General features: G+C 65.0%; 25 protein-coding genes and 1 riboswitch. Of the genes, 12 read left to right on the forward strand and 13 right to left on the reverse strand.

Features of this window, described 5'->3' with window-relative positions; translation table 11 throughout:
- The first annotated feature begins 1 nt into the window (after position 1).
- From XH85_RS07825 to XH85_RS07840, 4 genes are all read left to right on the forward strand, one after another.
- On the forward strand, positions 2–1,084 hold the full coding sequence (locus XH85_RS07825; protein ID WP_128931431.1) for a branched-chain amino acid aminotransferase: 1,083 nt from the start codon (positions 2–4) through the stop codon (positions 1,082–1,084).
- 200 nt (positions 1,085–1,284) lie between these two features.
- Complete coding sequence (hisS, locus tag XH85_RS07830) at positions 1,285–2,799, forward strand: histidine--tRNA ligase (protein ID WP_128931432.1); 1,515 nt, start codon at positions 1,285–1,287, stop codon at positions 2,797–2,799.
- A 55-nt stretch (positions 2,800–2,854) separates the two neighbouring features.
- A complete protein-coding gene (locus XH85_RS07835) occupies positions 2,855–3,103 on the forward strand; it encodes a tautomerase family protein (protein WP_128937147.1) in 249 nt (82 codons plus the stop codon).
- A gap of 216 nt (positions 3,104–3,319) precedes the next feature.
- Positions 3,320–3,724: a thioesterase family protein gene (locus XH85_RS07840; RefSeq protein WP_128931433.1), complete on the forward strand. Its 405-nt coding sequence runs from the start codon at positions 3,320–3,322 to the stop codon at positions 3,722–3,724.
- Positions 3,725–3,821: 97 nt separating this feature from the next.
- Here the strand turns inward: XH85_RS07840 and proC are convergent, their stop codons facing one another.
- The gene (gene proC / locus XH85_RS07845) at positions 3,822–4,646 is read right to left on the reverse strand and encodes a pyrroline-5-carboxylate reductase (protein WP_128931434.1); all 825 of its coding nucleotides are present in this window, start codon (positions 4,644–4,646) and stop codon (positions 3,822–3,824) included.
- Positions 4,647–4,871: 225 nt separating this feature from the next.
- Positions 4,872–5,372, reverse strand: coding sequence for a type III secretion system chaperone family protein (locus tag XH85_RS07850; protein WP_128931435.1), 501 nt, complete (start codon positions 5,370–5,372; stop codon positions 4,872–4,874).
- 432 nt (positions 5,373–5,804) lie between these two features.
- Positions 5,805–5,979: riboswitch (FMN riboswitch) on the forward strand.
- 77 nt (positions 5,980–6,056) lie between these two features.
- Between XH85_RS07850 and XH85_RS07855 the strand changes: the two genes are divergently transcribed.
- On the forward strand, positions 6,057–6,629 hold the full coding sequence (locus XH85_RS07855) for a 6,7-dimethyl-8-ribityllumazine synthase (RefSeq protein WP_128931436.1): 573 nt from the start codon (positions 6,057–6,059) through the stop codon (positions 6,627–6,629).
- A 176-nt stretch (positions 6,630–6,805) separates the two neighbouring features.
- On the opposite strand, the gene XH85_RS07860 is transcribed toward XH85_RS07855, so the two are convergent.
- The 5 genes from XH85_RS07860 to lgt form a co-directional block, all read right to left on the reverse strand.
- Positions 6,806–7,759 carry a ribose-phosphate pyrophosphokinase gene (locus tag XH85_RS07860; RefSeq protein WP_164934670.1) on the reverse strand — a complete coding sequence of 318 codons (954 nt, stop codon included), beginning with the start codon at positions 7,757–7,759 and terminating at the stop codon, positions 6,806–6,808.
- A gap of 196 nt (positions 7,760–7,955) precedes the next feature.
- Positions 7,956–8,570: a hypothetical protein gene (locus XH85_RS07865; protein WP_128931438.1), complete on the reverse strand. Its 615-nt coding sequence runs from the start codon at positions 8,568–8,570 to the stop codon at positions 7,956–7,958.
- A 191-nt stretch (positions 8,571–8,761) separates the two neighbouring features.
- Positions 8,762–9,529 carry a peptidoglycan editing factor PgeF gene (pgeF, locus tag XH85_RS07870; RefSeq protein ID WP_128931439.1) on the reverse strand — a complete coding sequence of 256 codons (768 nt, stop codon included), beginning with the start codon at positions 9,527–9,529 and terminating at the stop codon, positions 8,762–8,764.
- Positions 9,526–10,644, reverse strand: a complete 1,119-nt coding sequence (locus XH85_RS07875; RefSeq protein ID WP_128931440.1) for a class I SAM-dependent methyltransferase — start codon at positions 10,642–10,644, stop codon at positions 9,526–9,528. Before XH85_RS07875 ends, pgeF begins: the two co-directional genes overlap by 4 nt.
- A gap of 21 nt (positions 10,645–10,665) precedes the next feature.
- Entirely contained in the window at positions 10,666–11,511 is an 846-nt protein-coding gene (lgt, locus tag XH85_RS07880) for a prolipoprotein diacylglyceryl transferase (RefSeq protein WP_128931441.1), read from the reverse strand.
- Between the two features lie 434 nt (positions 11,512–11,945).
- On the opposite strand from lgt, the gene XH85_RS07890 reads away from it, so the two are divergent.
- From XH85_RS07890 to ychF, 4 genes are all read left to right on the forward strand, one after another.
- Positions 11,946–12,206, forward strand: coding sequence for an accessory factor UbiK family protein (locus XH85_RS07890; protein ID WP_091886723.1), 261 nt, complete (start codon positions 11,946–11,948; stop codon positions 12,204–12,206).
- Positions 12,207–12,413: 207 nt separating this feature from the next.
- Positions 12,414–13,133, forward strand: coding sequence for a 50S ribosomal protein L25/general stress protein Ctc (locus tag XH85_RS07895; protein ID WP_091886720.1), 720 nt, complete (start codon positions 12,414–12,416; stop codon positions 13,131–13,133).
- Positions 13,134–13,191: 58 nt separating this feature from the next.
- Positions 13,192–13,797, forward strand: a complete 606-nt coding sequence (gene pth, locus XH85_RS07900; protein ID WP_128931442.1) for an aminoacyl-tRNA hydrolase — start codon at positions 13,192–13,194, stop codon at positions 13,795–13,797.
- A gap of 5 nt (positions 13,798–13,802) precedes the next feature.
- Positions 13,803–14,900 carry a redox-regulated ATPase YchF gene (gene ychF, locus XH85_RS07905; protein WP_128931443.1) on the forward strand — a complete coding sequence of 366 codons (1,098 nt, stop codon included), beginning with the start codon at positions 13,803–13,805 and terminating at the stop codon, positions 14,898–14,900.
- Positions 14,901–15,044: 144 nt separating this feature from the next.
- Here ychF and XH85_RS07910 read toward each other — a convergent pair whose 3' ends face one another.
- Positions 15,045–15,341, reverse strand: coding sequence for a DUF4282 domain-containing protein (locus tag XH85_RS07910; RefSeq protein WP_091886710.1), 297 nt, complete (start codon positions 15,339–15,341; stop codon positions 15,045–15,047).
- Positions 15,342–15,524: 183 nt separating this feature from the next.
- Here XH85_RS07910 and XH85_RS07915 point away from each other — a divergent pair, with 183 nt between their 5' ends.
- From XH85_RS07915 to XH85_RS44775, 3 genes are all read left to right on the forward strand, one after another.
- Positions 15,525–15,977: a MaoC family dehydratase gene (locus tag XH85_RS07915; RefSeq protein ID WP_128931444.1), complete on the forward strand. Its 453-nt coding sequence runs from the start codon at positions 15,525–15,527 to the stop codon at positions 15,975–15,977.
- On the forward strand, positions 15,977–16,456 hold the full coding sequence (locus XH85_RS07920; RefSeq protein ID WP_128931445.1) for a MaoC family dehydratase: 480 nt from the start codon (positions 15,977–15,979) through the stop codon (positions 16,454–16,456). The genes XH85_RS07915 and XH85_RS07920 overlap by 1 nt, the downstream gene beginning before the upstream one ends.
- Before the next feature lie 198 nt (positions 16,457–16,654).
- Positions 16,655–16,801 (forward strand): hypothetical protein, encoded by a 147-nt coding sequence (locus tag XH85_RS44775; RefSeq protein WP_164934669.1) that lies wholly within the window; start codon positions 16,655–16,657, stop codon positions 16,799–16,801.
- 38 nt (positions 16,802–16,839) lie between these two features.
- On the opposite strand, the gene XH85_RS44780 is transcribed toward XH85_RS44775, so the two are convergent.
- The 5 genes from XH85_RS44780 to XH85_RS46135 all read right to left on the reverse strand — a co-directional run bounded on the left by XH85_RS44780 (position 16,840) and on the right by XH85_RS46135 (position 20,303).
- The gene (locus tag XH85_RS44780) at positions 16,840–16,977 is read right to left on the reverse strand and encodes a hypothetical protein (RefSeq protein ID WP_164934668.1); all 138 of its coding nucleotides are present in this window, start codon (positions 16,975–16,977) and stop codon (positions 16,840–16,842) included.
- Between the two features lie 284 nt (positions 16,978–17,261).
- Positions 17,262–17,681, reverse strand: a complete 420-nt coding sequence (locus tag XH85_RS07925; protein WP_091886700.1) for a hypothetical protein — start codon at positions 17,679–17,681, stop codon at positions 17,262–17,264.
- Between the two features lie 225 nt (positions 17,682–17,906).
- Complete coding sequence (locus tag XH85_RS07930; RefSeq protein ID WP_128931446.1) at positions 17,907–18,818, reverse strand: hypothetical protein; 912 nt, start codon at positions 18,816–18,818, stop codon at positions 17,907–17,909.
- Positions 18,819–19,078: 260 nt separating this feature from the next.
- The gene (locus tag XH85_RS07935; RefSeq protein WP_128931447.1) at positions 19,079–19,519 is read right to left on the reverse strand and encodes a nuclear transport factor 2 family protein; all 441 of its coding nucleotides are present in this window, start codon (positions 19,517–19,519) and stop codon (positions 19,079–19,081) included.
- A gap of 541 nt (positions 19,520–20,060) precedes the next feature.
- Positions 20,061–20,303 carry a hypothetical protein gene (locus tag XH85_RS46135; RefSeq protein WP_245473478.1) on the reverse strand — a complete coding sequence of 81 codons (243 nt, stop codon included), beginning with the start codon at positions 20,301–20,303 and terminating at the stop codon, positions 20,061–20,063.
- Positions 20,304–20,315 lie beyond the last annotated feature (12 nt).

The following is a 20,315-nucleotide window of genomic DNA, read 5'->3' on the forward strand; positions in this document are numbered from 1 at the left end:
CATGAGTATGACATTCGACATCCAGCCCGCATCCAATCCGACTCCCGAGAAGGACCGCATCGCCAAGCTGGTGGACCCCGGGTTCGGGCGGGTCTTCACCGATCACATGGCGATCGTCCGCTACAACCAGGCCAAGGGCGGCTGGTACGAGGCCAGAATCGAGGCGCGCGCCAACTTCCAGCTCGATCCTGCCGGCGCGGTCCTGCACTACGCCCAGGAAATTTTCGAGGGCCTCAAGGCCTACAAGCGCGACGACGGCGGCGTGAACCTGTTCCGCCCCGATGCCAATGCGCGGCGCTTCAAGGACTCGGCCGACCGCATGGCGATGGCGCAATTGCCCGAGGACGTCTTCATCGAGGCGGTCGAGCAGGTCGTGCGCATCGACCGCGCCTGGATGCCGGGCGGCGAGGGCAGTCTTTACTTGCGGCCCTTCATGATCGCGAGCGAGACCTTCCTCGGCGTCAAGCCGTCCTCCGAATACATCTTCGCGGTCATCGCCTCGCCGGTCGGCTCCTATTTCAAGGGCGGACCTGCGCCGGTGTCGATCTGGGTTTCGGAGAACTACACGCGCGCAGCCATCGGCGGCACCGGCGCGGTGAAGTGCGGCGGCAATTATGCCGCGAGCCTGCGCGCCCAGGCCGAAGCGATCCAGCATGGTTGCGATCAGGTGGTGTTCCTCGACGCGGTCGAGCGCCGCTACATCGAGGAGCTCGGCGGCATGAACGTGTTCTTCGTGTTCGACGACGGCTCGCTGTCGACGCCGCCGCTCGGCACCATTCTGCCCGGCATCACCCGCGACTCCATCATCACGCTCGCCCGCGATGCCGGAAAGACGGTGCGCGAGGAGCCCTACTCGCTAGACCAGTGGCGCAAGGACGCCGCAAGCGGCAGGTTGAAAGAAGCCTTTGCCTGCGGCACCGCGGCCGTGATCTCGCCGATCGGCAAGGTGCGCTCGGTCAGCGGCGATTTCGACATCAGCGGCGGCGCGGCCGGCCCCGTCGCCATGGGTCTGCGCAAGCAGCTCGTCGACATCCAGTACGGCCGCACCAACGATCCGCACAATTGGATCCGCAAGGTGTTTTGAGGCGGAGTACTCGGCTGCGCTCTTCCTTCTCCCCTAGTGGGAGAAGGTGGCGCGCGAAGCGCGCCGGATGAGGGGTCTGCTTCCGCGGATAGAACCCCTCACCCGTCTCGCCGCTAGCGCGGCGAGCCACCCTCTCCCGCAAGGGGAGAGGGGAAAAGCCAGCGGTTGCCGCACCGCGCGTCGGCTGGTAAACGCCGCGGATGGCCGAGAAACCCAAAAAACCCCAGAAACTGAAGGCGCGCCTGCCGCGCGGGCTCGAGGATCGCGATCCCGCCGCGATCCGGGCGACGCGCGAGATGGTCGAGAAGATCCGCGCCGTCTATGAGCTCTATGGCTTCGAACCGGTGGAGACGCCGGCGATGGAATTCACCGACGCGCTCGGCAAATTCCTGCCCGACCAGGACCGTCCGAACGAGGGCGTGTTCTCGTTCCAGGACGACGACGAGCAGTGGATCAGCCTGCGCTACGATCTGACCGCGCCGCTCGCCCGCTATGTCGCGGAAAATTTCGACACGCTGCCAAAACCCTATCGCAGCTACCGCGCCGGCTACGTGTTTCGCAACGAGAAGCCCGGCCCCGGACGCTTCCGCCAGTTCATGCAGTTCGATGCCGACACGGTCGGCTCCGCGACGCCGGCGGCGGATGCCGAGATCTGCATGATGGCTGCGGACACGATGGAGGCGCTGGGCATTGCCCGCGGCTCCTATGTCGTGAAGGTGAACAACCGAAAAGTGCTCGACGGGGTTCTGGAAGCCATCGGGCTCGGCGGTGATGAGAACGCGGCACGCAGGCTGACCGTGCTGCGCGCGATCGACAAGCTCGACAAGTTTTCCGCCGACGAAGTGCGCAAGCTGCTTGGTCCCGGACGGTGGGACGGCGGCGAAGAAGGCAAGGGCGACTTCACGAAAGGCGCCAACCTGAGCGCGGCGGAGGCTGACGTTGTTCTCGCCATCACCAAGTCGCGCGACGATTGGAAAGAGGCAATTGCCGCGGCAGAAACCTACCTCGCCAAGAGCGAAGTCGGTCAGGCCGGCGTGAGCGAACTGGAAGAGATTGCCAAGCTGGTCTCGGCCTCGGGTTACGGGGCGGATCGCATCAAGATCGATCCCTCCGTCGTGCGCGGCCTCGAATATTACACCGGCCCGGTCTACGAGGTCGAACTCCTGCTCGACACCAAGGACGAAAAGGGCCGCCCGGTGCGCTTCGGCTCGGTCGGTGGTGGCGGTCGTTATGACGGGCTCGTCTCGCGCTTCCGCGGCGAGCCGGTGCCGGCGACCGGTTTCTCGATCGGCGTCTCTCGCTTGCAGGCCGCGCTGACGCTGCTCGGCAAGCTCGACACGCGGCCCGAGTTCGGCCCCGTCGTCGTCACCGTGTTCGATCGCGACCGCGTCGCCGACTATCAGAAGATGGTCGCATCCTTGCGCACCGCCGGCATCCGCGCCGAGCTCTATCTCGGCAATCCCAAGAACATGGGCAATCAGCTCAAATATGCCGATCGCCGCAACGCGCCCTGCGTCATCATCCAGGGCTCGGATGAAAAGGCGCGCGGCGAGGTGCAGATCAAGGATCTGATCGAAGGTGCCAAGGCCGCCGCCGCGATCGCCTCCAACCAGGAATGGCGCGAGAGCCGGCCGGCACAGTTCTCGTGCAGCGAGGCCGATCTCGTCGCCAAGGTGCGCGAGGTCCTGGCGCGCCATGACGTGAGCTGGGGCTAGCCATTCGCTGACGCCGTCATGCCTGGGCTTGTCCCAGGCATCCACGTCTTGTTTGATGGCGGCCGTCAATGGCCGGTGTTCGGCCGCAAGGGAGAGAAAAATGCCTGAGATCACCATCAGCATGGCCGAAGGCCGCACCGACGAGCAGAAGGCCGGCATGATGCGCGACATCACCCAGGCGCTGGTGAAAAATCTCGGCGTCGACGCCGATGCCGTCGTCATCCAGATCAACGAAGCCCCGCTTCGCCATAAGATGAAGGGCGGCAAGACCTTCGTGGAGCGCGCGGCGGCTGCGAAGAAATAACAGCTGGCGCTGCAACCGCAGTCGTCGTCCCGGACAAGCGTCAGCGCAGATCCGGGACCCATAACCACAAGGGTTAGCTGGCGAAGCGGCAACTCCGAATCCCCGCAACCACGACGCCCTGTGGTTATGGGTCCCGGATCAGCGCTCCGCTCTAGACAACGCTGCGCGTTGTCGAGAGCTTCGCTTGTCCGGGACGACAGCGGAGTTTGAGGCAGGATGGACGCACGCGACTTCATCACAATCGGCATGAGCGCTGAGCGCACGCTGGTGGTGCCGGTGGAGCGCACGGTCGGGCATTTCGTGCCCGGCATGCCCATGGTCTACGCGACGCCGATGATGATCCTGGAGATGGAGATGACATCGGGCGATGCGATCCGCTCAGCGCTCCAGCCTGGGTGGGTCACCGTCGGCACCGAGGTCGACATCCGCCATCTCGCCGCCGCTCTCGTCGGTGCCACGGTGCGAACCGCCGCGAAGGTGGTCGCGGTCGAGCGCCGCGTCATCCGCTTCGAGGTCGAGGCGTTCGAGGGCGCCCGCAAGCTCGGGGAGGGGCGCCACGCGCGCGGGCTCGTCAATGTCGAGATGTTCAATAAGCGGCTCGGGGCTGGCTCGACGCCGTAGGGTGGGCAAAGGCGCGAAGCGCCGTGCCCACCATCTTTCCGGGACCGCGATGAAGTCGGTGGGCACGCTGTCGCTTTGCCCACCCTACGACACCTGCTTACTTCGCCAATTCCTTCGACCGCTGCGTCGCCGCCGCGATCGCGCGGATCATGAGGTCCCGCAGGCCGGGCTCGCCCATCAGCACGCCGAGGGCCGCAGCGGTCGTGCCGCCGGGCGAGGTGACGTTCTGGCGCAGCGTGCTGGATGCAAGCTCGGATTGGTGCAGCAGCTCGCCGGAGCCGGCGACGGTCTCGCGTGCGAGCCTGGTCGCCAGCGCCTCGGGCAATCCGGCCTCGACGCCGGCGCGGGCGAGTTCCTCGGCGAGCAGGAACACGTAGGCCGGGCCCGAGCCGGAGACGGCAGTCACCGCGTCCATCAGGCTCTCATCGTCGACCCATTCCACCGAGCCGGTGGCGCGCAGCAGTGCATCGGCCACCGCGCGCTGAGACGAGCTGACGTCTGGTGCGGCGACGGCGACGGTGATGCCGCGGCCGATCGCAGCCGGCGTGTTCGGCATCGCGCGCACCACGGCGCCGCCGCAGACGTCCTGAAGCGAGGCGATCGTGGTGCCCGCCATGATCGAGACCACCGACGTCTTGTCCGAAACGAATGGTTTCAGCTTGGCGCCCGCCTCGCGGAACATCTGCGGTTTCACCGCGACGACCAACGTTTCGATCCTGCCGGCGGTCGTCACGTCGGGATTGAGTGCAACCCCCTTGGCCGCAAGCGCGGCGATCTCGGGCGAGACCTGCGGATCGATCACCGCGACGCGGCGCGGATCGAGCCCGCCCGCCAGCCATCCGGTCAGCATTGCGCCGCCCATCTTGCCGGCGCCGGCGAGGAGGATGGTGCCGGTGATGTTTTGGAGGGTGTTGTTCGCCATCGCTGTTGCCACAAAATCCGTCGTCCTGGCGAAAGCCAGGACCCATTACCCCAAGTGGTTCTAGTGGATGGAGGGCAGGGCAACAAGCATCGCGAGCTACGGAAAGACCTCGCGGTATGGGTCCTGGATCGGCGCGACGACAGCGCTTCGCGCCGGCGTCGCTGGTCCAGGACGACGATGAGGGGAGAGCTCTGGCTCCCTCACGCCTGGTGGAGGCAGACGTAGTTACGCCTCTCCCACCGTGTCGAACATCGCCGCGTCCATGGCTTGCGCGGTGGTCTTGCCGGCCCACACCACGAACTGGAATGCCGGGAAGTAGCGCTCGCACGCGTGGATGGCGCCGGCGAGCATGGCTTCGCACTGCGCGGTCGAGGCGGTGAGACCGCCCGGCAGCACCAGCGCCTGGCGGTGCATGATCATGCCGGTGTTGGTCCAGAGGTCGAAATGGCCGACCCACAATTGCTCGTTGACGGCGGCGACGAGCCGCTGCACCTCGCCGCGCCGTGCGGGCGGAATCTTCATGTCGAAGGCGCAGGCCAGATGCAGCGCCTCGATCTCGCCCATCCAGGTAAAGGAGAGCTGGTAGTCGGTCCATTGTCCCTTCGAGACAATCGTGAGTTCGTCTTCGCCGGAGCGTTCGAACGGCCAGTTGTTGCTGGCAGCGATATCCTCGACCACCGCGAGCGGGTGGCTCTTGGAATCGATAGTGCCTTCGAGCAGGGACATGCCGTCTCGACCTCTTGCCTTCTTGTTGTCTTTGATACGCACGCGGTTGGCCCGGCGCGCGCTCCCTTCACGTCGCTACGGCGATCCCTGGGGTCGCTCTCGCGATCCCCTCGGATCAACGCGGGCCTGTCGCGGATCAAGTGATGTGATTTGCGGAATCTGCGCAACGGGGTCCCGAGTCCGTCCACAAGCCAGGACTCCTTCGTCCACAGCTCATCTCCGCCACAATTCTTAACGGGGCGAGGCAAAACCGGACGAAGCAGAACAAACCGGAATCGGATTCGGGCGGCGGCCTTCAATCGCTAATTCCGTCCCGCGAGGGCCGCTCCCACCGCGACGGCATGGGACCATGCGATTTGCCCATGCGGAACGCGCTTGCCGCGACGGCTCCCCGGCGGCATATTTCGCCTCAGGCCGTTCATCCCGAACGGCCGATGTTCTCAGGGCGGGGTGAAAGTCCCCACCGGCGGTAAGGGCCGAAAGGCCCAAGCCCGCGAGCGCCTTCCCCCAGGTTCTGTCCTGAAAAGGATTTCACTGAAGGGAAGGGTCAGCAGATTCGGTGCAACTCCGAAGCCGACGGTCAAAGTCCGGATGAAAGAGAACGGTCGGTGGCAGACGCATCGCAAGATGCGGCTGTTTGTCGTTCCGTGTGCCCTGATTCTGGTCCTTAAACCGAGGAAAGCCATGAATCAGATGTTGCAAGATCCCCAAGTCCAAACCTCCAAAGTCGAAACTGAAGTCGCCCGACCGCCGGTTCCGCAGGATCCGGCGCCCGAACACCCGCGCTTCGCAAAGCCGCAGCGGGTGGCCTTCGTGCAGGCCCGCTGGCATCGCGATGTGGTCGAGGAGGCCCGCATCGCCTTCCTGAAGGAAGCAGAAGCGCGGCACCTTACCCATGTCGACGTGTTCGAGGTGCCTGGCTCGTTCGAGATCCCGCTGCACGCACAGGTCCTCGCCAAGACGCGGCGCTACACCGCGATCGTCGCGGCCGGCCTCGTCGTCGATGGCGGCATCTACCGCCATGAGTTCGTCGCCGACACCGTGATCAAGGCGCTGATGGACGTGCAGCTCCGCACCGAGGTGCCGGTGTTCTCGGCGGTGCTGACGCCGCAGCAATTCCACGAGACCGAGGTGCACTACGACTTCTTCCGCAAGCATTTTGCGATCAAGGGCGTGGAGGTCGCGGCCGCCTGCGCGGAGACATTGCTCGGCCTCGAACGCCTGCGCGGCCAGGTCGCGGCAGGGATCGCGGGGTAGTAAGGGGCGGAAGGACCGCGCACTCCCTCGCCCCGCTTGCGGGGAGAGGGTGGGGTGAGGGGGAGTCTCAGCGGGGACGGTGAGAGTTGGACTCGCGGAGAGTCCCCCTCACCCGGATTGCATCTGCGATGCAATCCGGCTTCTCCCCGCACGCGGGGAGAGGCGAAAAGGAAAGATCAGTCGAACAGGCTCGACACCGACTCTTCGGCCGCCGTGCGCGCGATCGCATCCGAGATCAGGCTGGCGATCGGCAGCATGCGGATGTTCGGCGCCTTGGTCACCGCATCGGTCGGCAGGATCGAGTCGGTGATCACCAGCTCCTTCAGCTTCGAGCCGGAGATGCGGGCGGCCGCGCCGCCGGAGAGCACGCCGTGGGTGATGTAGGCGTAGACGTCCTTGGCACCCTTGGCGATCAGCGCGTCGGCTGCGTTCACCAGCGTGCCGCCGGAATCGACGATGTCGTCGACGAGGATACAGGTGTGGCCGGCGACGTCACCGATCACGTTCATGACCTCGGACTCGCCCGGACGCTCGCGGCGCTTGTCGACGATGGCGAGCGGAGTGTTGATGCGTTTGGCAAGGCCACGCGCACGGGCCACGCCGCCGACGTCGGGCGAGATCACCATCACCTTTGAGAGGTCGAACTTCTCCTTGATGTCGCGCACCATCAGCGGGGCCGCGTAGAGATTGTCGGTCGGGATGTCGAAGAAGCCCTGGATCTGGCCGGCATGCAGGTCGAGCGTCATGACGCGGTCGACGCCGGCCTGCGTGATCAGATTGGCGACGAGCTTGGCCGAGATCGGCGTGCGCGAACCCGATTTGCGGTCCTGCCGGGCATAGCCGAAATAGGGCAGCACCGCGGTGATCCGGCGCGCCGAGGAGCGGCGCAGCGCGTCGGTGATGATCAGCAATTCCATCAGATGGTCGTTCGCCGGGAACGAGGTCGACTGGATGATGAACGCATCCGAGCCGCGGACGTTCTCCTGAATCTCGACGAAGATCTCCATGTCGGCGAAGCGCCGCACCACCGCCTTGGTCAGCGGCAGGTCGAGGCCTTGCGCAATGGCCTGGGCGAGAGCCGGATTGGAGTTGCCGGCGACGAGCTTGATGGAGCCGTTTTTGGCCGACATGGACGCTTCCTCCCGCGCTTTGCTGGATACGACGTTCAACATCCTACGAATACCCACTGGAAGCACGGTTTACGACGGGCGAGGAAATATCAGGCCGGAGGCTCAAATGGCAACCCGGGATGCTACGTTTTCCCTTCGAAAATCCCGAGTCGGGCCAACGGTTTGGCCGTAACTTGGGCCCGTGGTTTAGCGGGGGTTATTGCTCGGCATAGCCGAGCGCCGTGACCGGCATCTCCGCCGCCGGCGCCTCCCGGATCACGCCTGCCACCGCCGGTCCCCGCAGGTTCGGAGCATCCGGCGTTCCGTTGATCATGTTGGAAAGTCCGCTGAATCCGGCCTGGGCGATCTTGCGCAGCACGAGATCGTCGGCAGCCGCCCAAGGATCACGGGCAGCATCGCGGCCACCCTTCGCCGAGGTCGGTTCCTCGCCGGAGAGGCGCAGCGCCCGCTGCTGGTTGGCGTCGTAGACATCCCAGACCCAGGCGATCACGGTCTTGCCGCGCACGACCTGGGCGGAGAGGTAGCTGCGCACGCGATAGGCGGCCGTGCCCTCGCGGGAGACCACGGACAGGCTGCGCAGCTTGGATTCACTGTCGAGCACGCCGACCATGCGGTCGAACACCTGCGGCGGTGGCCCGTCGATCGATTCGAAGGCGACCGTTGCGCCGCTGCCGCCGCTCGGCGCCATCGCATAGGAATTGCTCGGCGCGTTGCCGCCGGCGCAGCCGGCAAGCATGGTCGCAGCCGCCAGCAGCATGACCGCCAGCACGCGCGAGCCCGCGCGGCGCAGGATGGATGACGCTTCCCTCATTATGGAGGGCAGCGATATCGTTAAAATCGATTAAGGTCTAGGGCGGGCGAGCCACAAACACACTGTCATTCCGGGGCGCGCCACCTGGCGCGAGCCCGGAATCCATTTCGCCGCGTGATTTGCCGCACGATGGATTCCGGGTTCTCGCTTCGCGAGCCCCGGAATGACGATCGTTAATGTTGCCGGTGTGTTCACGCTTCGAGCGCGATCGCGTGAATGTGCCGGCCGTAGTCCGGCTCCTTGCGATGAACCGAGCGGCGGTAGCTGAAGAAGCGTTCGTCGGCATAGGTGTCGAGGCCGAGATCGTCGATCATCAGGATGCCGGCAGATTCGAGCCGCTTGCGGATGAAGCCGGGGAGATCGAACATCGCGTGGCCCTCGCGCGCCGACGGGATGAAGAACATGGCGTTCTCCGCGTCGGCTTCGATGAAGCGCGCCACGAACTCGTTGCCGACCTCGTAACTTTCCTGCCGGATCAAGGGGCCGATCGCGGCGATGATGCCGCCGCGCGTAGCGCCGAGATTCTCCATCGCCGAGATCGTTGCTTCCAGCACGCCTGATAACGCGCCCTTCCAGCCGGCATGGGCGCCGCCGATCACGCGTGCATTGGGATCGACGAACAGGACCGGCCCGCAATCGGCGGTGGAGACGCCCAGCGCGATGCCGGGCGTCTTGGTGACGAGTGCGTCACCCTTCGGGCGCGGTCTGCTCGGCCACGGCATTTCGGCAATGAGCACGTCGGGCGAATGGATCTGGTGCAGGCTGAGGAAGCGTTCCGGCGCGACGCCGACATGCTCGGCCATGCGGCGGCGGTTCTCCGCGACGAGGGTCTGATCGTCGTTGGAGCCGAGCCCGCCGTTCAGTGCCGAATAGATGCCGCTGGAGACGCCGCCTTCGCGGGTGAAGAAGGCATGGCGCAGGCCGGGCACGGCCGACAGCAGCGACGAAGCAAGCGTCATGAGGCCTCTCCAGCCTGTTCGAGATCGCTGAGGCCGGCAAGGCCGGATAGCCGCGGCTCGGAGATGCCAAGCACCTTGAACATCGAGCCCATGCCGCTGCGCCCGGTATCGGTCAGGCGCTTGAGCGCCACTGAAATGTCGGTGGCGACCTCGGGCGTCGCCTTCTGCATCAGCGCCGCCGCGCGGGTGTCGATGCCGACGCGCTTGAGGAAGTCACCTTGCGTCACCGGCCCGTGCACGCGCGCGCCGACGTCCTCGGCCGCACGCGCCAGCGCCTGGAAGTCGACATGGGCGGTGACGTCGGCCTGGCCCGGCGCCTTCAAGGGATCGGTGAAGCTGTGACGCGCAATGGCCTGAAACGTATCGCCGGCATCGCTGCGCAAATGGCCGTAGTCGATGATCAGCGCCGCGCCATCCTGGTCGCGCACGCGCGTCGCAAGCTTCATGATCTCGCCATCGGGCCGCCATTCGAACACGGCGCCGATGGGTGCGGCACGCACCAAGGGCGGCAGCAACACGTCGAAGCGCGGCGTCGGCTCGGGCGCCGCGCCGAATTGAAGCTTGCCGTTGGGATCGATCTCGATCACGCGTTCGTGCCAGCCGTTCTCGTGCCGGACCATCTGATGGATCGGCAGAACGTCGAAATATTCATTGGCGAGGATGATGCTCGGGCCTTCCGGCACCTCGTCGATGCTGTCGTGCCAGGCGATGTTGCGCACGGCGGACAACGTCGCGCTCTGCCGGTCGCGCAGCACCGGATTGACCTCGACCATGTGGATATAGAGCGCCTGGTAGAGCGGCGGCAGCACGCGCAATGCGCGCAGCGCGTCCGCCATCATGGTGCCGCGGCCGGGGCCGAGCTCGATCAACCGCAAGAATTGCGGCGAGCCCATCTGCTTCCACACCGAGGCGGCCCACAGTCCCAAGAGCTCGCCGAACATCTGGCTGACCTCGGGCGCGGTGGTGAAGTCGCCCTCCCGCCCGAGCGGATCGCGCGAGACGTAATAGCCATAGCGCGGGTGCATCAGGCACAGTTCCATGTAGCGCCAGACCGGCATCGGGCCTGAGGATTTGATCAGCGCCTTGATCTCGTTGAGTAGCGGCGAGTCGGTCACGATCCATGTTCTCGAAATGAATTAACGAATGGCCTCGATAGGCTTCGGCGCGCCGCGCCGGATAGCCCATACAATAAGTATGGCGCCGACGATAAGCATCGGGATCGACAACAGCATGCCCATGGTTAATCCGCCCCAGAGGAAGCCGAGCTGTGCGTCCGGTTCGCGGAAGTGTTCGCCGGCGATCCGGGTCAGGCCATAGATCAGGATGAAGGCGCCGAGGATCATGCCGGGCCGCTTCAGGGCACCGAAGCGGATCATGATCGCGAGCACCGTGAACAGCAGGATGCCCTCCATGCCGGCCTCATAGAGCTGGCTCGGATGGCGCGGCAGCTGTGTGGGATCGTTCGGGAAGATCATCGCCCAAGGCAGGCTCGCATCGGTGGCGCGGCCCCACAATTCGCCATTGATGAAATTGGCGATGCGTCCGAGCAGCAGCCCGACCGGGGCGACCGCGGTGGTGATGTCGCCGAGCGACAGGATCGAGATGCCGCCTCGATAGGCAAACCACATCACCGCAACGACGCAGCCGAGGAAGCCGCCATGGAAGGACATCCCGCCCTCCCACAATTTGAAGATCGCAGCAGGATGCTCGATGAAGAAAGGCAGATTGTAGAACAGGACGTAGCCGGTGCGGCCGCCGAGGATGATGCCGAGCGTGACCCAGAGGATGAAGTCGTCGATCTGGAGCAGCGAGATCGGTGCGGGTCCGCCCCACAGACGCTGGTTCTTCAGGAGCGAGCGCGCATAGAGCCAGCCGAACACGATGCCGCAGATATAGGCCAGCGCGTACCAGCGGATCGCGAACGGACCGATCTCAATCGCGATCGGCTTGAAGGCTGGGAAGTCGATGAGCAGGAAGGGCATCGCGCCTTGCTTCTAGGGACTGATGGGCAAGCTGCGGCCCCGACGGAGCTGCGCCCCCTCTCCCGCTTGCGGGAGAGGGTTGGGGTGAGGGTGTTTCCGCGACGAAGACTCCCCAAGAGGAGAGAGCCCGCTCCCGCCTCGCATCTGTCGATGCGATGCGACCTCCCCCGCAAGCGGGGGAGGTGAAGCGAGATCGCGTATAGACTGATCCATTCTGCTTACACGAGATTGCGGCGATAGAGCCCTAGCAGCCGCTGCTCGATCTGCCGGTCGATCATCTCTGGCACCTTGTGATTCTTCTTATGCAGGGACGTTGAGTACGATTGCAAGGAAACCGGAGCATGACAAGGATACCTCCGCTCGGCCCTTGAACCGTTCCCTTCGGATTGCCATTGTGTTTCGGAGAGTTCGCGCAAAGTTTATCGGAGGCCGCCATGACCCAGACCAGCAACCGGTTTTTCGACGAGATCGGCCGCCTGATGAATGACGCCGCCGGTGCGGCCCAAGGCGTCAAGCGCGAGTTCGACACGGTGATGCGGACGCAGGCGGAAAAATTCCTGCGCGACATGGATCTGGTCAAGCGCGAGGAGTTCGAGGCGGTCAAGGACATGGCCCGCCTCGCCCGCGAGGAGAACGAGGCGCTGAAGGCAAGGATCGCCGCGCTGGAGGCCAAGCTCGGCGGCACGCCGACGTAAGGCACTCTTTTTTACCCCCCCCCCTCCAGGGCCCTCCAAGGGAGGGTGGGAACTCAGGCCGGCAGCCCATTCTCCTTGTCATTTCCGCATCTTCCGGGTAAAAGCCCGCCACGTCCGCGGCCCCCGCACCCCTGGAGGCTTGCTGCGGACTATGCCATGGGCCGCGCTGCGGCCCATTAACTTTTGCAAAAACAAGGACTTAACGACATGGCGACGACCGTCAAGGAATTGAAGGCGACCGCACGTCCGAAGAGCGGCAAGGGGGCCGCCCGGGCTGAGCGTCGCGCCGGCAGAGTGCCCGGAGTGATCTACGGCAACAACCAGCCCCCGGTGACGATCTCGATCGAAGATCGCGACTTGCGCCAGCGCATCCTCGCCGGCCGGTTCCTGACCACGCTGGTCGACATCGACCTCGAAGGCAAGAAGCACCGCGTGATTCCGCGCGACTATCACCTCGATCCGGTCAGGGACTTCCCGATCCATGTCGACTTCATGCGGCTCGGCGAAGGCGCCACCATCCGCATCAGCGTGCCCTTGCACGTGGTGAAGGCGGAAGGCTCGCCCGGCGTGAAGCGCGGCGGCACCGTCAACATCGTCGCCCACGCGATCGACCTCGAATGCGGTGTCGAGAGCATTCCGCAATACATCGAGGCCGATGTCGGCTCGCTCGAAATCGGTCACTCCCTGCATCTGTCGGACATTAAGCTGCCGGCCGGTGTGAAGGCGATGACCCGCGAGGACGCGACTCTCGTCACCATCGTCCCGCCGTCGGGCTACGCCGAAGAGCAGAAGGCGGCGGCTGCGGCTGCGGCGGGTGGTGCGGCTCCGGCCGCGGGTGCTGCTGCTCCGGCGGCTGCTCCGGCTGCGGGCGCTGCTGCTCCGGCTGCGGCTGCCAAGGCTCCGGCCGGCGGCGACAAGAAGAAGTAATCTCTCAAAGCTGGCGCGCGGTCCTTGATCGCGCGCCGAGCGAGGGGCGCGCCGCGTCATGCGACTCTTTGTTGGGCTCGGCAATCCCGGCGCGAAATACGCACGTAACCGGCACAATATCGGCTTCATGGCCGTCGACGAGATCGCGCGGCATCATGGCTTTGCGCCATGGCGCCGCCGCTTTCAGGGCGAGACCTCGGAAGGTGCGCTCGGCACAGAGCGCGTCATCCTGCTCAAGCCCATGACCTACATGAACGAGTCCGGCCGCGCCGTGCAGGAGGCGGCAAGCTTCTTCAAGATCGCTCTGGGCGACGTCACCGTGTTCCATGACGAGCTCGAGCTGCCGCCGGGCAAGGTGCGGGTGAAGATCGGCGGCGGCATCGCCGGGCACAACGGCCTGCGGTCGATCTCAGCCCACATCGGCAACGACTATCGCCGGGTGCGGCTCGGCATCGGTCATCCCGGCATCAAGGACCTGGTGCATGGCCACGTGCTGTCGGACTTCGCCAAGGCCGACAACGAATGGGTGGCGACGCTGTGCGACGCGGTTGCCGAGCACGCGGCGCTGATCGCCAAAGGCACGGACGCGACCTTCGCCAACAGGGTGCATCTCGCCATGCAGGCGAAGGGATTTTTGACCAAGGACGAGAACGGCAAGGAATAACGCTCGTGGGATTCAAATGCGGGATTGTCGGGTTGCCCAATGTCGGCAAATCGACCTTGTTCAATGCGCTGACCGAGACGGCCGCGGCGCAGGCCGCGAACTATCCGTTCTGCACCATCGAGCCGAATGTCGGCGAAGTCGCCGTGCCCGATCCGCGGCAGGAGAAGCTCGCGGCCATCGCCAAGTCGGGGCAGATCATCCCGACGCGATTGACCTTCGTCGACATCGCCGGCCTCGTGCGCGGCGCCTCCAAGGGCGAAGGCCTCGGCAACCAGTTCCTGGCCAACATCCGCGAGGTCGACGCGATCGCGCATGTCGTGCGCTGCTTTGAGGATTCCGACGTTACCCATGTCGAGGGCAAGATCGCGCCGCTCGCCGACATCGAGACCATCGAGACCGAGCTGATGCTCGCCGACCTCGACAGCCTCGAGAAGCGCGTCGACAACCTCTCCAAGAAAGCCAAAGGCAACGACAAGGACGCCAAGGAGCAGCTCGACCTCGTCAACCGCACCTTGGTGCTGCTGCGCGAAGGCAAGCCCGCCCGCCTCGTCGAGCGCAAGGCGGAGGAGGAGCGCGCCTTCTCCATGCTGGGGCTGCTCTCATCAAAGCCCGTGCTCTACGTCTGCAACGTCGAGGAAGGCTCGGCCGCAACAGGCAATTCGTTCTCCAAGGCCGTGCAGGAGCAGGCCGCCAAGGAAGGCGCCGTCGCCGTCGTCATCTCCGCCAAGATCGAGTCGGAGATCGCGACCATCTCGAGTGAAGAACGCGCTGACTTCCTGGAGACGCTGGGTCTCGAAGAAGCCGGTCTCGATCGCCTGATCCGCGCCGGCTACACGCTGCTCGACCTCATCACCTATTTCACGGTGGGACCGAAGGAAGCGCGCGCCTGGACCATCCATCGCGGCACCAAGGCGCCGGCGGCGGCCGGTGTGATCCACACCGACTTCGAGAAGGGTTTCATTCGCGCCGAGACCATCGCGTATGACGACTACGTCGCCCTCGGCGGCGAAGCTGGCGCCCGCGACGCCGGCAAGCTGCGGCTCGAAGGCAAGGAATACGTCGTCGCCGACGGCGACGTGATGCATTTCAGGTTTAATACGTAAGATCTCGATAGATTCGTAGGGTGGGTTAGCCCTCGGCTGCGCGAAGCGCAGTCGATGGCGTAACCCACCATGCTTCCGCGTTTGCCGAACGAAGTTGGTGGGTTACGCCTTCGGCTAACCCACCCTACGGCACCTGCGCCGTCCTCACCGCGTCCCGCTGCCCTGGTCCCTGATCGCGCCGAGATGCTCGTTGATGCGGAAGACAATCAGGATCAGCTCGGCGAGGATGCGCGAGAACACCACGCCGACGACGACGCTCGCAATCGACGACAGCAGCACCAGGAAGCCGCCGAACGGACTGATCGCCATCGCAGCCAAGCCGGAGAAGATGCCGGAGAGGCCGAACAGGCAGATCAGCGCGATCACCAGCCAGTAGAAGGTCTTGATGATCGTCGGTGTGATGAAGCGGTCCCATTGAAACAGGTCGCTGAATGAAAACATCGCTCTCCCCAGGGCAAAGCGGCCTTGCCAAATTGGGCCTTGCTCAATGATCCTGACCCCCCGGTTGATCCGACTCAAGACCAACCCCGCTGCGCCGAATGTAGCACGAGCCATGCGGGCCCGCGGGTTGAGATTGCCGTAAAGTGCGGCCACAATCTGTCATTTCCACGAACCAATCCCAAGATGACCCTGACCTTCGAAGATTTCCCGCCCGGGCGGTTCGGAACGTTCGGCCCGCGCCATGTCACACGCGACGAGATTTTGGCCTTTGCCGCCGAGTTCGATCCGCAGCCGATGCACCTCGATGAAGAGGCGGCGGCGAGAAGCATGCTGCGCGGCCTGTCCGGCTCGGGCTGGCACCTCTGTTCGCTGATGATGCGGATGATGGCCGACGGTTTTATCACGCGCGCCGCTTCGCTCGGCTCGCCCGGCGTCGACGAGGTGCGCTGGTTGTCTCCGCTCCGGCCCGGCGACGACCTCATGCTCGACGTCGATGTCGTGGAGGCGCGCACGTCGAAGAGCCGCCCGGAGCTCGGCATCGTCAAGTTCAAATGCACCGCGCGCAACGCGGCGGGGCAGGCCCTCGCCGAGATGACCTCGCCGATCCTGATCAAGCGGCGCGAGGGAGCGCTCTGATGCGGTTCTTCGAGGACATCGAGATCGGCCAGCGCCGCGAGATCGGCACCTATACGTTCACGGCGGAGTCGATCAAGACCTTCGCCGCGAAGTTCGACCCGCAGCGCTTTCACCTCGACGAAGAGGAAGGCAAGAACTCGCTGTTCGGCGGGCTCGCCGCCTCCGGTTGGCATGTCGGCTCCGCCTGCATGAGCCTGCTTGTCGCCGACGGCCAGCGCCTGGCGCGTGAGGCCACCTCGCGCGGCGAGGAAGTCGCGGTCTGGGGTCCATCGCCGGGCTTTCGCGACCTGCGCTGGATCAGGCCGGTGCTCGCCGGCGACACCGTCAGTTACGTCAGCATCGTCATCGACAAGCGCAGCTCCGCCTCGCGCCCCGGCTGGGGCATTTTGACGGCCCGCACCACCGGCATCAACCAGCGCGGCGAGGAGGTTTACTCGATCACCGCCACCGCCTTCGTGCCGATGCGGAAGGGTGGCTAGACCTGTTCCAAGATGAACGGTCCAATTGAGTGCGCGAGTGTTGCTCGCGCGCTATGGACGCGATTCCAGGCGGCTGCCATAAGCCTGCGCAACATGGTTACCGCGAAGCAGTTTGGCGGAACCACCGAGTTGCTAACTAATTATGAACCTGTCGCTGTCTATTTGAAACGAATTGGGCAGAGACAGGGGACGAGGACCATGGCAGATCGCGGCGCACTCAAATTTGTCGGATTCATCTTCGCGACTGCGACGCTGGCCGTGATGCTGGTCGCCGGCATGGTGGTGAAGGGTTATGCCGATGGCGGCTACACCCTGGAAGCCTCGACCGTGGAAGCCGCCCGGTAAGGGTTCGTAGAATTGTCGGGGCCGCGTCAGGCCCCGTGTCAGCGGCTGTAGACGAACGCCAGCACCGCGATCGCAACCGCCAGCAATCCGACAAAGCGCAGCATGATCGTGCCGAGCTGATTCGGCGCCGGCCGCAGTGATATAGGGTCCGTGTTGTCGGGCCGAATGCTTTCCATCACATGTCCCCCCGGCCCGGCCGAAAGGCTGCGGGCGCTTGGCATTCGTCGCTGGGGAGGGGTGGAGGGTTCAAACTGCACTCTCGTGTCCCGGACGCGCTGCAGCGTGCAACGCTGCTGCGCAGAGCCGGGACCCATCACGCCGCGCGTTCATCCGAACGATGGGCCCCGGTTCTGCGGCGCGTCACTGCGTGCCGCACCGCGCCCGGGGCACGAGATCCTCAAATCAAAACCGCCGCGCTCCCTTTCGGGAACGCGGCGGCCGGTGATGCTTGTGCTTGCGATCAGCTGTTGCGCAGGCCGTCGGCGGCGCGCTTCCACTGCGCGACGTTGTCGGCGATCATGCGGGTCGACTTCATCGCGGCCTGGCTGAGCTGGGCGTAGCCGGAGATCTCGCGCTGGACGCGCTGGCCTTCGGCATGGAGCAGGTCGCGCAGGCTCTCGAGCTCGGAGATCAAATTCTCGATCTCGGCCAGCGAGGTTCCGGCCACGCGCTGGATCAGCGAGTTGACGTTGTTGACGGTGGCTTCGGCGCTCGCGTCGAGCGGCGGCGCGTCGGTCGTGGCCGCCGGCCGGCGCAGATAGGCGATGTCGTTGCGGACGAAATCGCGGATGCCGGCCTCGACCTCGGTCACGGCGGCGAGGTTGTTGTCGACGGTCTCGGTCTCGGTGGTTTCGGTCTTTTCCGGACGGATGGCGTTCATCGTTATTCCCCTTTTCGCGTTTGAGCGCGGCGCGAGTGTCCCCCGCACGACGACGTCTGTTTGGGCGACTAGGACGCCCGATTTTGACCGCAAATGGGCCGAGATGCGGCAAGGGCGGACCATTCGGGGGTTTTGCCGTGGCGTATGGTTAGGAGAGTGTGAATGGCTGCGATTCGAGCAGTCGTCGACTCCCTCGTCCCGCTCTTGCGGGGAGAGGCGAAAGAGCTACCAGCTCTTCTTGAACCCGGCCGTCAGGCTCTTGTTGAGCGCGCCTTGCGAGGTCTCGCCGACCGAGCCGGAGACGGTGACGTTGTCGAACAGCTTTTGCTCGGCGCCGAACTTGCGCAGCCATTTGTCGTCGGTGGTCGACAGCGTCTGGCCGGCGGTGATGCTGGTTCCGGTGTCAGTGAGGGTGACCTTGGCGGTCTGGTCGGTCTCGTAATTTCGCGTGATGTGGCCGCCGATGCCGGGGACAGCCGTCGTGCCCTGCTGGTTGACGCTGTAGCCGTTCTGGAGCGTCAGCGACGTGTCGCCCGACAGCGGCACCGACTTGATCAGCGACGCCCCGATCTTGCTCTGTTCGGTGCCGGGATCGACCCGGGCCTCCACCGCGGTCTTGTCCCAGATCGAGCCCGCGCCCGGCGCGGTCGCGGTGGCCCAGGCGCTGCCGGAGGATTGCGGCAGGCTGCCGCCATTGGTGGCCTTCTGCGCCAGCAACTCGGACATCGTCCGCGGCTCGCGCGTCACCGTCATGTCGGCGCCGATCCGCGTATCCCAGAACGAGAACACGGATTGCTTCACCTTCACCGCCGAGGAGCCGTTCGCATTGGGGTTCGACGACCAGTCGAGGCCATCCTTGGCCGCGGCCTGGGCGCGCTTCTTGGCGGCCATGGGGTCAATGCCGGTGCCGGCATCGACCGCGAGCTGGCTCCAGTCGAGCTTGTCGACGTCGATGCCCTTGAGCACATCGGGGTCGTTGACGTCGGGGGCCTTCGTCGCCGCAGTCTCAGCCTCGTCGTCAGGCGCGGCCGCTGTGGGCGGAATGATCTGCGCCGAGACCGTTAACACCGAGCCCAAGATGAAGGCGGCCGCCAGCAACGGCAGCCTGGTCCAGCCAAACCCTGTCGAGAATTCCATCGTCCTGCCCACGAACCCCAGCGCATGCTTTTCGATAATATATATCGGCCTTCGGCCATGCGCCAATTCCGCGCGAAACATGCTGATCCATCGTCGCGAAATTGTGACGGCTCGCCTCGAATGACGAACCAACGGGCCGCGCGAAGAGCGCGCGCCCGACAACGAGCTTCTGACACGGCCGCATCCGGCGGGGCTGGAGGCCAGGGCGTCATGTGAGTGTCGTCATCGGTCCCGAATACCGGGACCCGTTGGCGTCCCCCTCAGCCGGCGCGGCTCATCTTCGGCAGATGAATGGCGCGGCCGAGTGCCTGCTCGACCAGGTCGAATGTGTCGATCAGCACCCGCATGCTGACGAGCTTGCCCGCCCTGAACTGGGCGAACTGCGCGACGCGCAAGCTGATCGGCTTATTGGAATCGAGTGCCGTCAGCGAATAGCGCAGCATCGAGGCGGCGGAATCGACGCCGAGCATGATGCTCTCGCGATCAAAGCGGCGAACATGGAAATTGTCGGCGAGCTGGCGGATGACGTCGAGCACGGCGTCCTTGCCCTGCCGTGCGCCGAGGAATGGAAACATGTCGATCGGACCGTACAGCGCCCACGCGATATCCTCGTCGATCAGGGCCTCGATATCGCTGAAATGCCGGTCGTTGATCGCGCGGTGCAACGCGCGCGAGAAACGCCAGAGGCTGTGCTCTGTCATTTGGGGCAGTCCTGAAGCTGGCTTGCAAAAAACGGAAAACAAACCCCATGCACAGTAAGGTGCCGGGGCTCAACTCGTTCGTGTACGAATAACTACGGGATTTCGGTCAAAACGCAATTCACGTTTTCGCAATGCACCATTGAACGCAGTTTGTGAGATTTACAACAGAGTCCGGTAATTTCCCGGTTCTGAGCGCAGGCCTTATGGAACCGAAGGCCCGCGTCCACCCCCGGTGTCGTCCTGGCCTTCGCCAGGACGACGCCATGGAGATGGTGGGCAGCGGGAGACCGCCGGCCCCCTTACATCCCGTCCGCCCGCGCGAGACGCCCGCTTTGGCGGCCTTCTCAGGATGAGGGCGGAGTGTGCGGCAGCAGTTCCAACGGCCCCGATGCCAATTAGCCTCATCCTGAGGAGACCGCGGAGCGGTCGTCTCGAAGGACGAGGCGCTTGCTCAGGCGGCTCCAAGAGATCACATGCGATAGCCATGCCCCGCAAGCGGGGCGAGGCAAAGGGCCCGCCGCGCCGCGTGACCCATCTCACATCACCACTTTGACACCGCAGCTAACAACGTCATCCCCATGTCATCAGGGAGACGTGCCATGGCCACCATCGCCGCCGCCAGAAAGTCCCGCCTGCATAACGCGCTCGAAGGCCTCGCGCTGACCGCGACCCTCCAGAGTTTCCCGACCTTCGCCGCCGCCGCCTTCTCAAGCTCGCCGGCAACCACGACCTCGTCGGCGACCCCGGCGTCGCCATCTTCGTCGCCATCGCCTCGCTTGCCCATGCGCTGCTCGCG

The organism is Bradyrhizobium zhanjiangense (genome assembly GCF_004114935.1).
In the GTDB taxonomy this organism is placed as follows: domain Bacteria; phylum Pseudomonadota; class Alphaproteobacteria; order Rhizobiales; family Xanthobacteraceae; genus Bradyrhizobium; species Bradyrhizobium zhanjiangense.